The sequence below is a fragment of the Leptolyngbya sp. CALU 1928 genome (assembly GCF_056784215.1).
Genome location: NZ_JBXBCE010000001.1, coordinates 3,038,977 through 3,055,099 on the forward strand (window position 1 = coordinate 3,038,977; position 16,123 = coordinate 3,055,099).

Consider the following 16,123-nt stretch of genomic DNA (forward strand, 5'->3'; position numbering starts at 1 on the left):
ACTTGTAGTTCTCGTTAGCTAAATTGGGTACAATCTAAATATGTAATTTTGTAAGCTCAAGCTTTACAGAAACGCGCTTAGCGTATGGAGCAAGAGCCGCACTGTCACAAGGAGCTATCTATTCAATGGACTACCTGGAAAAGGCGTTGGAGAAGCTTAAAGAATGGGCACGCAAGCTGATTGAAGCTTTGTTGGGTCCAGAGCCTCAGCCAGAAGCCGAGCCGATTCCCATTCCTGTTAACGATCGCCGATAGTGCTTTACTGCCTTCGTTACTGGATGGTTGCAAGTTGATTAGCGTTTTGATTCTAAACGGTCCAAACCTAAATCTTTTGGGTAAACGTGAGCCTGGAATTTATGGTTCTATCACTTTGGATGAAATTAATGCACATCTTGCAAACGAAGCGGGCTTGCTTGACTTAAGTGTTTGCTGTCAGCAGTCTAACCATGAAGGGGTTTTGGTCGATGCTATCCACGCTACTGTTGATACCCATCAAGGATTGCTGATTAACGCTGGCGCTTACACCCATACCAGTATTGCTCTGCGAGATGCGATCGCTGCTGTCAAGATTCCAACCGTTGAAGTACATCTCAGCAACATTTATAGCCGCGAGGCGTTTCGCCATTATTCTTACATTGCACCCGTTGCGATCGGGCAAATCAGTGGATTTGGTGTTGAAAGTTATCGGCTAGGACTTCATGCTTTAGCCAAACATCTTCGCCGCTAAATTCTGTCTGAACGCTTGAATAAATTTTAGATATTTGGCAGGCATCACGCTTCAAGGATGTCATTTTTACAGTAAATATGGTTGAATCGGGTGACACTATATTCATAAACCTGATTTAATGGCTAAATATTGATGGAATCCTCTGTGTTTCTTGCCGTAAACGGTACGTTAATGCGTGGGCTAGAACTGAACGGCAACTTGCAAAAAATTGGCGCTGAATTTGTGCGAGAGGCGTTAACTGAGCCGACCTACCGCCTCTGGTCGATTGGCGATCGCCATCCCGCCATGCAGCGAGTTGAAACTAACGGTGCGGCGATCGCCGTAGAAATTTGGGCAGTACCCGCAAGTGGGATCAGCACTTTGCTTCAGCTTGAACCCCCTGGACTTTGTATTGGAAAAGTGCGCCTAGCCGATGGCGAAGAAGTGCTAGGTGTAATAGGAGAATCGATATTATGCATGGGACAACCAGAAATCACCCATTGGGGCGGATGGAGAGCCTACACTGCTACATTGACAAACCCAGTTCAACTGGTGATTTAGCCGCAAGTCAGCCATATAGGATTAAACAACAATGCCTGAATCAGAGCAAGATTTATCGGCTTTTGTAGATCAAGCCGCCCTGCTGATCGATTTGCCCATTCCCGCAGAGTATCGCCAAGGGGTGATCGATAACTTTGAGCGAATTGCAGCGATCGCCCAGCTTGTCACAGAATTTTCCTTGCCCGACGATACTGAAACTGCTCCCGTTTTTGAACCTTAGCTCCTAGCCTATACCTATGTCACAAGCCTTTCCCGATGCGACCGATATTGCTCACAGTGTGCGAAATCGTGATGTTTCTGCGACCTCCGTTACTGCCACTGCGATCGCCCGAATTGAACAACACAATCCCCTGCTCAACTGCTTTACAACTGTTTTGGCAGAGAAGGCAATGCAGGATGCCGCCGCAGTGGATGCGGCGATAGCGGCTGGAAAAGATCCTGGAGTTCTAGCAGGTGTTCCTTTTGGGGTCAAAGACTTATTTGATGTGGCAAGCATTTCCACCCTAGCAGGCTCCAAAATCAATGCCGAGCGTCCGCCCGCAAAACAAGATGCCACTTTAGTCAGCCGTCTTAAGCAAGCAGGTGCCATTTTGGTCGGTGCCCAAACCATGGATGAATATGCCTATGGATTTGTCACGGAAAACAGCCACTATGGAGCTAGCCGCAATCCTCATAACCCCAATCACATGACAGGCGGCTCGTCTGGAGGTTCAGCTTCAGCAGTCGCAGGTGGCTTGGTTCCACTGTCCCTGGGTTCTGATACCAATGGCTCGATTAGGGTGCCGTCGTCATTTTGCGGCATTTTTGGACTCAAACCGACCTATGGGCGGCTTTCCCGCGCCCATACCTATCCCTTCGTGGGCAGTTTGGATCATCTGGGTCCGTTTGCTCGATCGGTGCGTGATCTTGCGTTGGTATTTGATCTGTTGCAAGGGGAAGATCCCGCCGATCCCGTCTGCACTGAGCGATCGCCCCAATTTTGCTTACCAGAACTACCGAAAGCACTGGATGGTCTACGGATTGCCGTAGCCGATGATTATTTTTTGAAAGGCGCTGAACCCGAAGTGCTAACGGCGTTAGAAACCGTGGCAAAGGCGCTGGGAGCAACCCAACAAATCACTATTCCAGAGGCGCATCGGGCACGAGCGGCAGCATTTATCATCACGGCTTGTGAAGGCAGTAATTTGCATCTAGAAGATTTGCGTCACCGTCCTCAAGATTTTGATTTTGCCACCCGCGATCGCTTTTTGGCAGGCGCACTGATCCCCGCCACCTGGTATCTCCAAGCGCAAAAATTTCGCCGTTGGTATCGCGATCGCGTTCGCGAACTATTTTCTCAGGTTGATATTATTCTGGCTCCCACCACGCCTTGTCCTGCACCATTAATTGGGCAGACCACCCTGATGCTCGACGGTCAAGAAGTGCTTCTACGTCCCAATGTGGGGCTATATGCTCAACCACTTTCTTTGATTGGGCTGCCCATTATTTCGGTGCCTGTGCAGCGTCCAGGACAGTTGCCCCTAGGAATTCAGGTAATCGCGGCTCCTTATAATGAAGCACTCGTATTGCGAGTCGCTGCCTATCTAGAAGCGCAAGGTATTGTTTCGGCTCTTGTTCCTTAGTTTCTTATACAACCGGAAAACTTTAAATCTGTTAACGCTAAAGAGTACAAAGGATTCATGAATTTACTACCAAGTTGCAGTCTAAAAAATCAGAAAGCTTTGTGAACAAGTGACGGATCAATCCGGTAATATTTGCCGATACAGATTTTTGAAGTATTGAATCAATTGTAAGGGTGAGTCTTGTGTTGGCTCATAGATTAAGGGCACTCAGAAGAGGTATGCCTGTTAATATTAACTATGTATCTTTGAGTGCTAGCTTAATAAGGCTTGCCGACAATTGAAATGTATACCCGCTTCTTAAATCGGCAATCAAAAACTGTTACTGGATAAAGAGTTTTATTAGGAAATGCTTTTCAATAGAACTCAATTCTACTCTAGATTTTTATTTCCTACTATAGCAGTCCTATTTCTTCAAGGAAGAAGAATCACCATTTCTAGAAGGCTTGCTAAATAAAGCTCTCAGAATCAGGTTTTTTCTCTGTCCTTTATGTAAGGGTACTACCCCTACTATATCTATACCGAAAATCAGTTGAAATACTACAGGTAGCGTTGGCAAATATTACTATCTCTTTGAGATTATCTTTCTAGAAAAGTTGCAGTGATAACTGTCTTGAAAAACAGACTAAGTAGTAGAATTGTATTAAGAAGAGTAGCTTTGAAGATTTCATGAGTACTTTGAGTAGGAGCGCTCATGAATAGGATCTGTCAACTCAGCAGACAAGGCTAAATATATTTGTGCCTTTTTTGCAGTACTGTCTTAAATCAGTGAGATGAAACCAATTGGTTGCTGAATTACAAACTAAGTATGAAGTTTTGAACCCTCCGTTGAAATGGGCTGGAGGAAAACGTTGGCTTGTACCTACTTTAGAGTCAATATGGAAGCAACATTCTTACTGTAGATTAGTAGAACCTTTTGTTGGAGGAATGGCAGTTGCTCTTGGTTTGCGACCCAAAAAAGCACTGCTCAATGATTTCAATTATCACTTAATGAACTTCTATTTTTGGCTTCAGCAAGGACTTCAAATAGATGTTGACTTTGAAAATAATTCAGACTACTACTATTTATGCCGCGATCGCTTTAATCAGCTTATTCTCAACGGAGAGGCAAACAGCAAAGAGGCTGCTAATCTTTTCTATTTTATGAATCGTACAGGATATAACGGACTGTGTAGATTTAATAGTAAAAACCAATTTAATGTCCCTTTTGGTCGGTATAAAACTATTAATTACCCTAAGGAATTTTTTGGGTATGTTCCTATATTGAAAAAATGGCATTTCTCCTCAGTTGATTTTGTGAATTTGCCTTTGCAATCGACTGATTTTATTTATGCTGATCCTCCTTATGATGTTCAATTCACTAGATATAGTGCTAACGATTTTAAGTGGGACGATCAAATACGCTTAGCTGAATGGTTAGCTTCTTACAGCGGTCCTGTCGTTGCTTCTAACCAGGCAACTCAGCGAATTGTGGATCTCTATCAAAGCCTTGGTTTTTCGATAAATTTTTTGGAAGCACCAAGACGAATCTCTTGTAATGGCGATCGCCGACCCGCAACCGAAATTCTTGCAACTAAAGGACTCAACCTTTGACGGCAAGGGTTTTATAGATCACCAAGCAGTAAGATAGCTTTATCGTTTTGAAACAAGACGATTGGCTCTAGTGGAGTGGCTAGAAAAGAGGAAATATTGTCTACTGTAGTTTGGGGTGTAACGTCTTCTCCACCTTGCCCACCACATAAAGGTTTAGGTGTGAAAACATCCGTGGTTTCGGAACCATTTGTTTGACAATAAACTGAATAGTTAGTGACTAAGAAACCCAGCGTAGAAGAGGCAGAAGTATGGTGGGGAAACTGAGTTAAAAATTGTGCTTTTGTAGTCTGCGTTTGCGACTGAAGAGGCGGTGTGCTTGAGATTTGGCTGTTTGCGATCGAGATCGGAACCAAAGCAAATAGACTGGCTGCAGAAATCGAAAAAATCGTTTTCCCAATTATAGAGTGCAGCGTAGTTCTTAAAGAGTGGGAACCTAAGGAGCGCGAACAGAACTGGCTGAACATAAAGAGATTTCTTTTCACAATGGAATATCACTCACCTTAAATTTAGGATACCCGTTAGATTTAGTAACTATCACTTTAGATAGAGTTTTTTAACAGGGAAAAACCAAATCTTCATGCCCTACTTGATTGATCGATACCATCGGGCGAGTGTTATGGAAGGAATGCCAAGAAAGTATCCTAAAATCATCATTTGGTTGATTAAGGTGGTTTTACAGATGCCGAGATTTTTCCAACGGCGATCGGAGGTCGAAACTGTTGCTGCAACGATCGCCACTTTTCCCAGTTCATTCAACTGTTGTACCAATACAAAATCTTCCATAATCGGCAGGTTTGGAAATCCCTTAAACCTGTGAAATGTCTCAGCTTTCAAAAAAAGCCCTTGGTCACCGTAGGGCATGTGAAATAAATGCGATCGCCATTTAACGCCCCACTCCACCAGTCGCAAGCCGATCTGTGATCCTGAGATCGCTAAATCGAACGCACCCGCAACAACTCCAGGTTGTGCTAAGGCTTGGTGAATCAGCCCGTCATAGCCCAGGGGTAGGCAAGTATCGGCATGGAGAAACAGCAGATTGGGAGCCGTTGCGATCGCGGCTCCAGTATTCATCTGAACAGCACGCCCCGGTTGAGAGTGAATCACGACTGCTCCAAATGCCTGAGCAATTTGAACCGTATCATCCCTGCTGCCGCCATCCACCACAATCACCTCAACGTCTGCGGCTGCGTACACCGCTGTTAACGTTTGAGCGAGGTGAACACTCTCATTCAATACCGGAATCACAATTGAGATTGCCACTAAAAAAGCGACTCTGCTGGGCAAAAGCTAACAACATCGGGCGATCGCGGTGCATAGATCACGCTTACTTCATTCCTAGAATTGATTTTTGACATGTAGAACGCTCAGACAACCGCTTCACATAATTAACCACGGCAGAATATGCGCTCAAATCAATCTGAAACAGCATTTGACAATAGGCAAGCAGAGAACCCACCGCCACATCTGCCACACTAAATGATTCACCCAAAATGAACGGCTGATTCTCCAACAAATGATTCAGCATTGTCATATGGCGCGGCAGTTCCTTTTCGCGGCTGGCATCTGAAACCATCGCTGGACCAATAGTGGCATTGGCATAGTTAATCCATTGATTCAGCAGCGATCGCCGCTCCAGAGATAAACCCGGCTCCCCATATTTTTCGGCTAGGTATAGCAAAATTGCGCCCGATTCCCATAGCTTAAAGTCTCCTTCCACAATGGCAGGCACCTTACCAATCGGATTAATTGCCAAAAAATCAGGTTGGCGATGTTCACCTGCTTGCATATCTAGTAAGACAAATTCATAGGGAACTGCCAATTCTTCCAGATACCACTGAACAATGGATGCGCGACTGCGGGCACCTCCATACAGTTTTAACATTGGCTTCTCCAGTAAAAAAAGTGTTGAAAATGTTCGGTTAGTTAATTATCTGGTCGGTCAGTATTAAGAGAACAGCAATGACCGATCTAACCAGATTTACAGCACTTTGTGAGTATATTCATGTTGCTTAACGTTATCTTCAGTGCTGACTGTGCGCTGCATGTTCAGTACTCGTTTCCGCTCAACCGAAAAGTTGAAATCGCTTTTAGCCGTGCCCACAGAAATATAAGTTTGGGCGATAGGGCGAGCTTTATAAGTTCGAGTTGCGGCAACTAAACGGAATGCAAAATCATCGCAAAACTGAGCGTCTGCGGGAAACTCAGCCGGAATATGAACCGTATCATCTGACAAAACGGCACCAAAGGTGGTCGCGATCGCAGTTGCATAGGAAGTCGTAATTCCTTTAAGAATCGCTTCTAATGCTGCCGAAGGAATTGGCTCAATCACTTGAACTTGATAGATTTCGCCCTCTTCTTTGATAAAACAGGTCGCTAAGCCCAACACTACATAATCGTCTGCAACAATATCAGACGTATCTAAATCAGCCATTGCAATGGTCATAAGTCGTTCTAGTGTCTTTCTAAGAATGCATGGGCTGGATCAAGTTTATTTTATCAACATCCGTTGTGACGTGAATCAGTGAGTCGATAAGTTATCAGTTAGCCAACGTTACGATCGCATCCGGATCAAGGATTCCCACCTGTGGAGATCCAGAAAGTCGTGTGTTTCATCCTTTGTTAACGGGCTTTGTTAACGGGTCTTTCAGAAATTTGATCGGTAGCCTGTGTAGTCCCTAACAGAGAGAATTTTATCTAAATGCGTCTCTGGGGTGATCTGTTTCGGTCGCTTACTAGTCTAATCATTAGACACATAGGCAAGTGACACAAAACTTTCGCTTTCTCAGGCGATCGCTCCCTACAGTTAACTTATTACTCACGTGAGAACGGTATGACCTTCCGCATGTATCCAATGCAATCACCCAGTTCTAGACGCTTGCGTCGCGTGACCCTGTCCGCTCCGACCGCAGTTGCAAGTCGAGAACAGTCCATGCTTTCTAAGCAAAATATCTATAGTCATGCCTTAGAGTTTTCTCCACCATCCTCTGCAAACTGGGAAAAGCCCCCTATGGGATTGCCAAACGCGCATCTAAGTCGCACTGAGCAAGAAACTTTATTGCGACAGCAGGCATTAAGCGATGCTCAACGCGGACACTATGCCGAAGCGATCGACTTATTCACCTGGTTAATTAACTATAATCCCGAAAATGTGAGCAGCTTCAACAATCGCGGATTGCTGTATTTTCAAATAGGAAATTTGAGTCAGGCACTAAAAGATTATAACCGGGCACTTCACCTCAACCCCCGAATGGCGAAGGTGTATAACAATCGAGCGAATTGCTATGTTGCTATGGGAAATTTAGAAGCCGCGATCGCAGATTATGAAACCTCCATTGATCTCGATCCGATTGATATTCGGGCACGCCTAAATTTAGGAATTACGTTTCGAGATTTGGCGCACCATGAAGCGGCGATCGAAACCTTTGATCTCGCACTTCAAATTAGTCAGTTTCTAAACACGACCGACCTAGTTGGGGTTTCTACCGCTATGGAAGGACATTTATATGCTGAGCGGGGTCGCACTTACCATAGTTGGGGTGATTGGAACTACGCCATTGCAGATTATGGTCGTGCCCTTTCCCGCTTACCGCTTATAAGCTCTAAAGCCGATACATCTTACAAAAAGCGGTTTCAAATTAACGATTGGCTTAATGAACTTCTCAACCCATTGAGATAATAAAAACCCACAAAATCTAAGAAAAAAGATGCTCAAATTCTTTTAGGCTTGAACATCTTTATTGAATGACCCAAATGTTCTGTTTTTTAATTTTCGGCTTATTCGGCAACACTAGGCGAATTCAAAGGCTTGACCGCAGCAGCAGCAGGCGCTTTCCATACAATTTGGCGACGCTGTGGATCAATGCGTCCAGTTAACTCCTGCATTGATTCTCTAGCTTGGCTGGGATCGAAGTAGTAGCTGAACTTGGATTGCACCTGTTGGACTCGGTTGCCAGTAGATTTGACTGCCACTTGAAGCTCTTGCAGCTTAATTTCTTGGGAAGCGCGATAAGGTAATAGCTGAACTAGCGCACCAATGGCGGCGATTGAAAGCACTGCGTTGACTGTAAGCTTAGCGGCGGCTTCATAAGCGATCGCTCGATAAGGCTGAGTCTTTTTACGAGGCTTTGCTTTTATCCTTGCTTGGGCTTTGGGAACAACCCGCAAAGGTCTAGCGGAGCGTTTTTGGGGTGGTGGTGGCTTCAGTGCGTACATGCTAAATGTTCTAACTCACTTAAGAGTGGGGTTAAATCCCCTACACTGTACTTCATTGTGCCCAGTTGGGGGCAATAATTCAAAATATTTTCAACCGTAGAGACAATCGATATTCAATTCAAACGTCATAAGTGACTAAGCCAAAGTTTCGCGATCGCTCTAGGCAAACTATCACTAGAGTTGAAAAAACGAAGCCTGTCCCGCGTCATTATTCTTGCTTAACAGGACTGAATCCCCAAAATCTTGGATCACACAGTCGCGCTAATTGTAGAACCAAATCTGCACAACAGGCTAAGTATCTCTAAACTAACAAAGGCGTTTACTTGTAAAGCTCTGTGGAAAGGCGAAACGCCAAAATTCCGGGAATCAAAGCAATTACGAGTGCAACAAAAACCTGACTATCTGATAAAGACATCCTTTCAAGACTCCTAACTGGAATATTTGAAATCTATCGTCCTCTAATGTCGGCTACAATGCGCTCTTTCGGAACTATCTTGTTACAAGTTGCAATATTTAAGGCAGCGAAAACAGGAGTCAGAGATCAGAACTAGAATATTTGCCATTCGCTATTTCCGGCTCGTCACTCATAAGCTTCAAGCCTGGGTAGTGTCATAATCGATATCTACTGTTGACTTTAAAGTGACTTTTTAAGAAATTACCTTGGTTTATCAGTATTGCTACTTTGAGAACACTAAATAATGGATCAATTGCTTGATTTTTCACCCAATTTTGGCACAGACACACTGCTTTTGCTGCCTGTTTTAGTCGCGTTAGAAGCCGTGCTTTCAGCCGATAATGCGATCGCCCTTGCTGCAATTGCTCAAGGCTTGCCAAATCCTGCTTTACAACGCCGTGCCCTCAATATCGGCTTGGTATTTGCTTATATTTTGCGGATGAGCTTGATTTTAACCGCAACCTGGGTGGCAAATTATTGGCAGTTTGAACTGGCTGGCGCACTCTACCTGCTGTGGTTAGTGTTTCAGTATTTTACTTCAAGCTCAGACAAGGGAGAAAACGCCCATCATGGACCGCGCTTTGATTCTTTGTGGCAAGCAATTCCGGTGATTGCCGTGACCGATCTGGCATTTTCTTTAGATAGCGTTACCACCGCGATCGCGGTTTCTAAGGAAACTTGGCTGATCTTGGTAGGTGCCACGATTGGAATTGTAGCGCTTCGGTTTATGGCAGGACTATTTATCCGCTGGTTGGACGAGTTCACCCATCTTGAAGATGCAGGCTATGTCACGGTTGCTTTCGTCGGCTTCCGGTTGCTCTTGCGGGTGGTGAATGACAGCCTAGTGCCGCCGGAGTGGTTAATGCTATCCGCGATCGCACTCACGTTTCTATGGGGTTTTTCTCAGCGAAAAGAGGACTCTGATACCCATCCCCTTCCAACAAAATTACCTGAGACAGACAGTATCCCCACTATAAAAATAGCTGCCCCAGACATATCTGAGGCAGCCGAATCACCGGTTGAAACAAAAAACTAAGGGGCGATCCTTATTCATAAATCCAGGAGATCGCCGCAGGTTCCCAACTAACCAGTTCTTCAGGCTTAAACCAAAGTTTGATTTCCTGCTCAGCCGTTTCTGGGGCATCAGAGCCATGAATAATATTGCGACCTACATCCACCCCAAAATCGCCCCGCAGCGTTCCAGGTTCCGAATTAAGCGGGTTTGTTGCCCCAATAATTTTACGAGCAGAAGCAATCACTCCCTTCCCTTCCCAAACCATTGCCACCACTGGCGCAGACGTGATGAAATCTACTAGACCTGGGAAAAAAGGTCTTTCGCGATGCACTCCATAATGAGTTTCTGCAAGTTCGCGGCTAACGCTCATTAGCTTTAAGCCAACCAGAGTAAAGCCTTTCGCTTCAAAACGACGGATAATTTCACCAATCAGTTTCCGCTGCACTCCATCCGGCTTAATCGCCAAAAATGTCCGTTCCAAGGTTAACTCCTCAAAAAAATCCATCCATTACAAAATCAAGACTAGCTTAAATGCGGTACGAGGTGCGAGGTGCAAAGTATGATTATTGAGTCTGCGTGGGGATGCCTGTGAACAAAAATGATTCATTGGATGGGGTGGAGTCTAAGCAATTTCAGCTTTTTTGGTATCTAGTTCCTGTGGTGGGTTTTTTCCCGGCATTGTGGACGCTTTACTATCGACAGGGCGGCAAGCAGCGTCAGGATTTGAGCCAAACGGTGGTGACGCTGACGATCGCGTGGTTGCTGGGCTATGTTTTGTTGGGCATTGGCGCTGAAACGTCAGACTCGCTTTCTTTGCCGCTGCTGGTAACGAATAGCCTGTTAACATCGGGCTATTTTGTGACCAACCTATGGCTAATGGTGAGGCTGTGGCAACGAAAATCGGTACGCTTGCCTATTGTTAGCAAAGTGGGCGATCGCTTACCTTAACTTTTCATGATTCACCTCTGGCTCCAACTCCTGCGGAGACTCTGCGCGCTTGCCCTTCGCCTTTATTCGGATGCCAACAAGTAAGGCTAAGGTTGGTAATCCTAAGGTTACGAAGCTTCGTAATCCGGCATCTCCTTGCAGCCAATACATGGCGCTGCTAGACACCATAAACATCAGGGTGGTCAAACCGAAAACTTGGGCAGAAGGAATGACTGCGGCGATCGCCAATAGCACTGAGACATACCAAGGCATTAACCAAGCTGTGCTGTAGAGCATTAGCACTAGCGTCACCCAGCCGATTGCTTCCATCAGGTTTTGGGTGGAGTACGTAGGCTTCCGAAACATTTGCACCACCGTCCAGGCGTAGAATGTAGCGAAAATCAGCAGACCATAGCGCGCTGTTCGTAAAAGCACCTGTTTTTGATCACCAAGCGGCAGAAATCCAGGGGCAAAAATTTGCAGCGTTTCAAAGCTCGCCCGTAGCAGCGCTGGCAGGGACGATTGATATTGCCCCACAACTCCAGGATTCAGCAAGCTGCGCCAAGATTGCAAATTGGGCAACGCGGTTAGAGAAAGAGCCGTGACAATGAGCAAAGAGAGCAACAGCGCGATCGCCAATTGTTTCCAGCGCCGCTGCCGAATCAAAAATAGCCCCAGTAGCGGCATCCAAATGATGGGAATCGTTTTTGCTAAAAAGCCACCCCATAGTGCCAAGAATGCCGTGGCATATCGTTTTTTTGCCAAATAAGCCGCCAACAGCAGCACACAGGTATTCACAAACACATCCACATGGGCAGATCCAACTTGTTCAACCAGCAGCAGCGGGCAAAGTAAATAGGCTGTGGTGATTTTTCCGCGTTGCAGCGGTGGCAAAATTTTCCAGATTAGATAGCCGTTGAATAGGTGCGCGATCGCGCAGATACTTTTGAAGAAGTAAACCGCCACCATAGGATGAAGCGCGATCGCCGCCGCAGAAATACTAAACAACAGTTGCGAAATGGGCCCATAGGTAGACGTTTGCTTCCAATCCACAAACGGGGTGAGTCCAGAAACAAAGCCACCTGCGGAAGTTGTGAAAGGATCGACATGGCTGAGATTCATCAGCCCAAAGTGTAGATATAAATAAATATCGTTGCCTAAAGGGTAAGCAATCCAAGCAAGTAGTAAAAAGATGGCGACCTGTTTGAGGATATCCCTAAAGCGATCTGGACGGTAGGAATAAGGAGTGCCCAGCAGCCAGATTAAGTGAAGCACCACCAAAACTAGATAGCTCAGACTAATGCTCAAATGGGTCGGAGCATTGGGAAAGGTCGCAAATCTTTTCCCTCCTGCCAAGACATAATGAAATTTATCTAAGCCTAAAAGGGTCAGTGCAATGGATAGATAAACGGATACAGGCAGAGCAACCCCTAGGAGCGCTCCGATGCTAAACAGGTTTTGAGGAGCAGTTTTTACCAGTCTTGGCATTTGCGAATGGGCATACAGAGAACAGATATCAATGCAGTGGACGACTTTCTTCAAGTACCTGCCAAGTTTGCCTCATTTTCACCTCACCGATTGACTAGAAAAAACACGGTCAAACTAGGGGTTAAGTTTATTTGAGATGCGATCGCCAATTTTGTACTAAGGTTGTCAATGGCTCAGCTAACCAGTGATCGTACTGCGGATAAATCGGGAGACGGGGCACTAGTTGCCAATTGTTCGCACCTAAAATGTTGCTCAACTCACCCTCTAAACGGTGCGGATAATTTGGGTTCACTTCATCATGAGGGCTAATGCCACCCAAGTCTCTAGCTCCGGCTTCCAGACAAGCCACTAAACCAGTTGAATGATGCATCAAATTGGGAGGAACTTGGATAGCCACATCTGCGGGTAAAATTTGGCGGGCGATCGCAACCAGGCTGACCAACGCTTCTGAGCTAAACGCCGTTCCCCCCCAAGCTTCTTGTGAGCCGGGGCTGTAGGGCTGCAAAATTACTTCTTGAATATGCTGATACTGGTGATGGATCTGGGCGATCGCCTCCAAGGTTTCCCAGCGATCGCGATCGGTTTCCCCAATGCCTAACAGCAGTCCAGTTGTAAACGGAATTTGCAGTTCACCCGCTTGGATTAGCTGTTGCAAGCGCAAACTGGGCTGCTTACTCGGTGCGTCACGATGAACCGTTTTCAGCAGTTCTGGAGTCACTTGTTCTAGCATTAGCCCCATCGACACATTAACGGTTTTGAGGCGTTGCATTTCTGAAACGCTCAAGGGTCCAGCGTTGGTGTGGGGCAAAAAGCCGAGCGCTAATGCCTGTTTGCAATGATCATAGAGATGCTTAATCCATGCAGCACGACGTGTGCTTTGGGGATGCACCTCTCCACTCAGCACCAAAATCTCAACGACAGGTGAGGCAGAGTGGGAGAGCGATCGCAGCGTTGTTTCCGCCTCTATCAAACTCAACCAAGGACGTTGCCCCGGATCAACCCGAAAATTACAGTAAGTACAGCGGTTAAAACATTCATAGGTTGGAACCAGCGTATAGGCAGGACTGTAAGTCACTGTCTTAGATAGACAAGAGTTAGGCGCAACAAACATCCGGCTTGAACCAAATACCATTCTCTGTAAACCTACACCTTATTTATGCTTATTCGCAGCCCCAAAAAGTTTCCTGATCCTGATAACTGCGTCGTTTTGCGTAGATATTCTTCACATGAGTTTTCACGGTATTCAAACTGATTTGCAACGTTTCGGCAATTTCTTGATAGGAATGTTCTTTTCGCAGCAACAGCCAAATCTCTGCTTCTCGCTTTGTCAAGTCATATTTTTTTTGTTGAACGTGCAAATCCGCTCGCAAAATCTCATCGCAGTTTTCTAAAAAAACCACAATCCGCGATCGCGATTCTCGCGACACTGCTGGCTTTCCGTAGGGAACAGTCATTCCCAAAGGCTGAGTTAAGTCAGCCTCTTGACTATCCCTATCTCGATCAATCAATTTGGTTTTGTCAAAACCCCTGGATTGGCGATCGATTGCATTCTCTAGCCACTGCACCGTCACTCGAATCATTTGCCCATGCGCTGCAAGATAATCTTGCACCAAGCTTCTTTGAGTTGGCGAATCCTCTCGGATCATGCGGTGGCAAGCGTCCAGAACGGATGAGGGTAGATGAGAGCTACACACTGCTGCTGCCCGCGTAGACAAGCACATCTCTTTTGCTTTTTGATTGCAATATAGTAAGTTGAGATTGCGCGACACCACCAAAACACCCTGAGGCATTAACTCTAATAATTGACTACTTAATCTGCCAAACTCTAAGTCTTTATCTATATCCGCAGAGCGATCAAAAGCTTTTTGGGCACGCAAAGTAGTAGAGCGTCCTGTACTCAAATAACTAGCTTGTCGTCGAGGGGCGCGATAGCTCAAAAGTAAACCCAAGCCTGAAGGTTCAATGGACTGGGTGAGTAGGGGGCTGGTCATAGAAGTCACCTCAAGTGAATGCGTTCATTCTCAGGGCTGCTGTGGTGAAGGCACAATGAGAAAACCGCAGATGAGCCAAGCTAGACGCACTTGATCGATCCGCTTAGAAGAGACACGAAGAGACCTGAAGAAGGGTGAAGTTTTTTTAGCATCCCTTCTCTAAATCGAATTATTTATCTGATAATGAAATGCCTTCAACTGGATACTCTAACGTCAGTTCTGAGGAAGGGCAGCTTACATGAAGAGCGTCTATAAAGTGAAACCAGTCGCTTTATATGAGAAAACCAGATTTCTAATCGCTGATCTGGCAGTCTCGCTTTTCTGTGTCCAGTATTACGTTCTTTAATTGTCAGCCTAAGCGATCGCAAAGTATTCACCCATTTAAGGGACTTCTTAAATTTGATGAAGCCTCCTCAGCCTAATTCTGCCCCACTAGATCATTGTGATCCGGAAAATCTTGAACACTTTTTTTCTCAAGCACACCAAAGACGCTATGTGGCGAAGTTGCTTGGTCGAGGAGGCATTACTCGTCGTCGGGCGGAGTATTTCATTCGATTATGGGCTTATTTACTGCTGAAGCAAACTCATGATTTAGACCCTCACACCCTGGAACCGTTGGTTAACCTTCGTCCAACGGATGGATTAGTATCCTGTACCCATCGTGAGGCAGCAGAGTTATTTTATGGGCAACGGGAGCGGGGCAGCGATCGCGCGGCGGGCATGATGATCGATCAATTGGCGGCTCTAGGATTGCTGGAAAAGCGTTTTGATGGACAAACCCTGTGTTTAGGCATTCGCTCTCTGCCAGAACTGACCGCTGAAAAAATAGAACTACCGTCGGTTTTAGTGCCGGATCAGTTTAATCCGCGTACCGATGCCATTCCCGTCGCTAATCTAATTCGGCAGACTTATGCCATGGCAGCCGATGACAGCGCGATCTCGCCCCAGCGAATTGCCAGAATTCTGCGGCAATGGTCGCAAGACTATCCAAAAGGGATTAGAGTCTTGCGCCGTACTGATAATCTGAATCCAGTCGGGGTTGCCATTCTTTATCCCACAACAACTCAATCAGAAGAAGTTTTTTCCCGTCCTCCAGGTAAAAGCTTTTTTCTCACCTCTAATGTCGAGATTGACCCGGTTGAAATGGCTCCGATTGGAGATGAAAACTGTTTGGCTGTTTATTTAAGAGCGTGGGTGATTGACATCAATTATTTACAGCCACAGCACATTTGCAAATTTCAGAAAGATACCCAAAATGCGTTGCGACAAATGCAAGCTGATTTTCCGAACCTCTGCGATTTATACTCTCCGGTGATTCACCCGTTGTATGAAGAATTGCGAATGCTACTTGGGTTTCAACGAACTTGTGAAGAGCATCGCCCTTTCTACTGGATCTACTTGGCACTGGATCGATATTTGGAGTTAAACATCGATCAGGCATTGGCAAACTTAAGTTTGGGTGGTGTTTCCCTCCCTTAAAGGGCTGAGGGCGATCGCTAGACTCTCTATCAACCCAGCAATTCCAAATTCAAAACTTTGACAACTCGCTGAATCAGAC

20 protein-coding genes are annotated in these 16,123 nt (G+C 45.7%); 10 read left to right on the forward strand and 10 right to left on the reverse strand.

What is annotated here, in order from left to right; translation table 11 throughout:
* Window positions 1-125: 125 nt before the first annotated feature.
* From AC1S5B_RS14180 to AC1S5B_RS14205, 6 genes are all read left to right on the forward strand, one after another.
* Window positions 126-254, forward strand: a complete 129-nt coding sequence (locus AC1S5B_RS14180; RefSeq protein ID WP_482036319.1) for a hypothetical protein — start codon at window positions 126-128, stop codon at window positions 252-254.
* A gap of 46 nt (window positions 255-300) precedes the next feature.
* The gene (aroQ, locus tag AC1S5B_RS14185) at window positions 301-726 is read left to right on the forward strand and encodes a type II 3-dehydroquinate dehydratase (RefSeq protein ID WP_482036621.1); all 426 of its coding nucleotides are present in this window, start codon (window positions 301-303) and stop codon (window positions 724-726) included.
* Window positions 727-858: 132 nt separating this feature from the next.
* The gene (locus AC1S5B_RS14190; RefSeq protein WP_482036320.1) at window positions 859-1,266 is read left to right on the forward strand and encodes an allophanate hydrolase-related protein; all 408 of its coding nucleotides are present in this window, start codon (window positions 859-861) and stop codon (window positions 1,264-1,266) included.
* A gap of 31 nt (window positions 1,267-1,297) precedes the next feature.
* On the forward strand, window positions 1,298-1,486 hold the full coding sequence (locus tag AC1S5B_RS14195; RefSeq protein WP_482036321.1) for a DUF4089 domain-containing protein: 189 nt from the start codon (window positions 1,298-1,300) through the stop codon (window positions 1,484-1,486).
* 16 nt (window positions 1,487-1,502) lie between these two features.
* Window positions 1,503-2,888, forward strand: coding sequence for an AtzE family amidohydrolase (locus AC1S5B_RS14200; RefSeq protein ID WP_482036322.1), 1,386 nt, complete (start codon window positions 1,503-1,505; stop codon window positions 2,886-2,888).
* A gap of 780 nt (window positions 2,889-3,668) precedes the next feature.
* Entirely contained in the window at window positions 3,669-4,478 is an 810-nt protein-coding gene (locus AC1S5B_RS14205) for a DNA adenine methylase (protein WP_482036323.1), read from the forward strand.
* A gap of 11 nt (window positions 4,479-4,489) precedes the next feature.
* Here the strand turns inward: AC1S5B_RS14205 and AC1S5B_RS14210 are convergent, their stop codons facing one another.
* From AC1S5B_RS14210 to AC1S5B_RS14225, 4 genes are all read right to left on the reverse strand, one after another.
* A complete protein-coding gene (locus AC1S5B_RS14210; protein WP_482036324.1) occupies window positions 4,490-4,960 on the reverse strand; it encodes a hypothetical protein in 471 nt (156 codons plus the stop codon).
* 100 nt (window positions 4,961-5,060) lie between these two features.
* On the reverse strand, window positions 5,061-5,738 hold the full coding sequence (locus AC1S5B_RS14215) for a TIGR04283 family arsenosugar biosynthesis glycosyltransferase (RefSeq protein WP_482036325.1): 678 nt from the start codon (window positions 5,736-5,738) through the stop codon (window positions 5,061-5,063).
* Window positions 5,739-5,802: 64 nt separating this feature from the next.
* Window positions 5,803-6,360, reverse strand: a complete 558-nt coding sequence (locus tag AC1S5B_RS14220; protein WP_482036326.1) for a glutathione S-transferase family protein — start codon at window positions 6,358-6,360, stop codon at window positions 5,803-5,805.
* A gap of 96 nt (window positions 6,361-6,456) precedes the next feature.
* On the reverse strand, window positions 6,457-6,921 hold the full coding sequence (locus AC1S5B_RS14225; protein ID WP_482036327.1) for a hypothetical protein: 465 nt from the start codon (window positions 6,919-6,921) through the stop codon (window positions 6,457-6,459).
* A gap of 387 nt (window positions 6,922-7,308) precedes the next feature.
* Between AC1S5B_RS14225 and AC1S5B_RS14230 the strand changes: the two genes are divergently transcribed.
* On the forward strand, window positions 7,309-8,154 hold the full coding sequence (locus tag AC1S5B_RS14230) for a tetratricopeptide repeat protein (RefSeq protein WP_482036328.1): 846 nt from the start codon (window positions 7,309-7,311) through the stop codon (window positions 8,152-8,154).
* Between the two features lie 98 nt (window positions 8,155-8,252).
* Here the strand turns inward: AC1S5B_RS14230 and AC1S5B_RS14235 are convergent, their stop codons facing one another.
* Window positions 8,253-8,690 (reverse strand): slr1601 family putative cell division protein, encoded by a 438-nt coding sequence (locus tag AC1S5B_RS14235; RefSeq protein ID WP_482036329.1) that lies wholly within the window; start codon window positions 8,688-8,690, stop codon window positions 8,253-8,255.
* Window positions 8,691-9,009: 319 nt separating this feature from the next.
* On the reverse strand, window positions 9,010-9,105 hold the full coding sequence (gene psaM, locus AC1S5B_RS14240) for a photosystem I reaction center subunit XII (RefSeq protein WP_482036330.1): 96 nt from the start codon (window positions 9,103-9,105) through the stop codon (window positions 9,010-9,012).
* Between the two features lie 283 nt (window positions 9,106-9,388).
* On the opposite strand from psaM, the gene AC1S5B_RS14245 reads away from it, so the two are divergent.
* Window positions 9,389-10,180, forward strand: coding sequence for a TerC family protein (locus AC1S5B_RS14245; protein WP_482036331.1), 792 nt, complete (start codon window positions 9,389-9,391; stop codon window positions 10,178-10,180).
* 10 nt (window positions 10,181-10,190) lie between these two features.
* Here AC1S5B_RS14245 and ndk read toward each other — a convergent pair whose 3' ends face one another.
* Window positions 10,191-10,640, reverse strand: a complete 450-nt coding sequence (gene ndk / locus AC1S5B_RS14250; RefSeq protein ID WP_482036332.1) for a nucleoside-diphosphate kinase — start codon at window positions 10,638-10,640, stop codon at window positions 10,191-10,193.
* A 101-nt stretch (window positions 10,641-10,741) separates the two neighbouring features.
* Here ndk and AC1S5B_RS14255 point away from each other — a divergent pair, with 101 nt between their 5' ends.
* Window positions 10,742-11,107, forward strand: coding sequence for a hypothetical protein (locus AC1S5B_RS14255; RefSeq protein ID WP_482036333.1), 366 nt, complete (start codon window positions 10,742-10,744; stop codon window positions 11,105-11,107).
* On the opposite strand, the gene AC1S5B_RS14260 is transcribed toward AC1S5B_RS14255, so the two are convergent.
* From AC1S5B_RS14260 to AC1S5B_RS14270, 3 genes are all read right to left on the reverse strand, one after another.
* Window positions 11,099-12,574, reverse strand: a complete 1,476-nt coding sequence (locus tag AC1S5B_RS14260) for an MptA/MptB family glycosyltransferase (RefSeq protein WP_482036334.1) — start codon at window positions 12,572-12,574, stop codon at window positions 11,099-11,101. The two genes, AC1S5B_RS14255 and AC1S5B_RS14260, sit on opposite strands and share 9 nt — an antisense overlap.
* Window positions 12,575-12,701: 127 nt before the next feature.
* Entirely contained in the window at window positions 12,702-13,649 is a 948-nt protein-coding gene (gene cofG, locus AC1S5B_RS14265) for a 7,8-didemethyl-8-hydroxy-5-deazariboflavin synthase subunit CofG (protein WP_482036335.1), read from the reverse strand.
* Window positions 13,650-13,734: 85 nt separating this feature from the next.
* A complete protein-coding gene (locus AC1S5B_RS14270) occupies window positions 13,735-14,565 on the reverse strand; it encodes a helix-turn-helix transcriptional regulator (protein WP_482036336.1) in 831 nt (276 codons plus the stop codon).
* Between the two features lie 495 nt (window positions 14,566-15,060).
* Between AC1S5B_RS14270 and AC1S5B_RS14275 the strand changes: the two genes are divergently transcribed.
* Window positions 15,061-16,044 (forward strand): hypothetical protein, encoded by a 984-nt coding sequence (locus AC1S5B_RS14275; protein ID WP_482036337.1) that lies wholly within the window; start codon window positions 15,061-15,063, stop codon window positions 16,042-16,044.
* The last annotated feature ends 79 nt before the right edge of the window (window positions 16,045-16,123 follow it).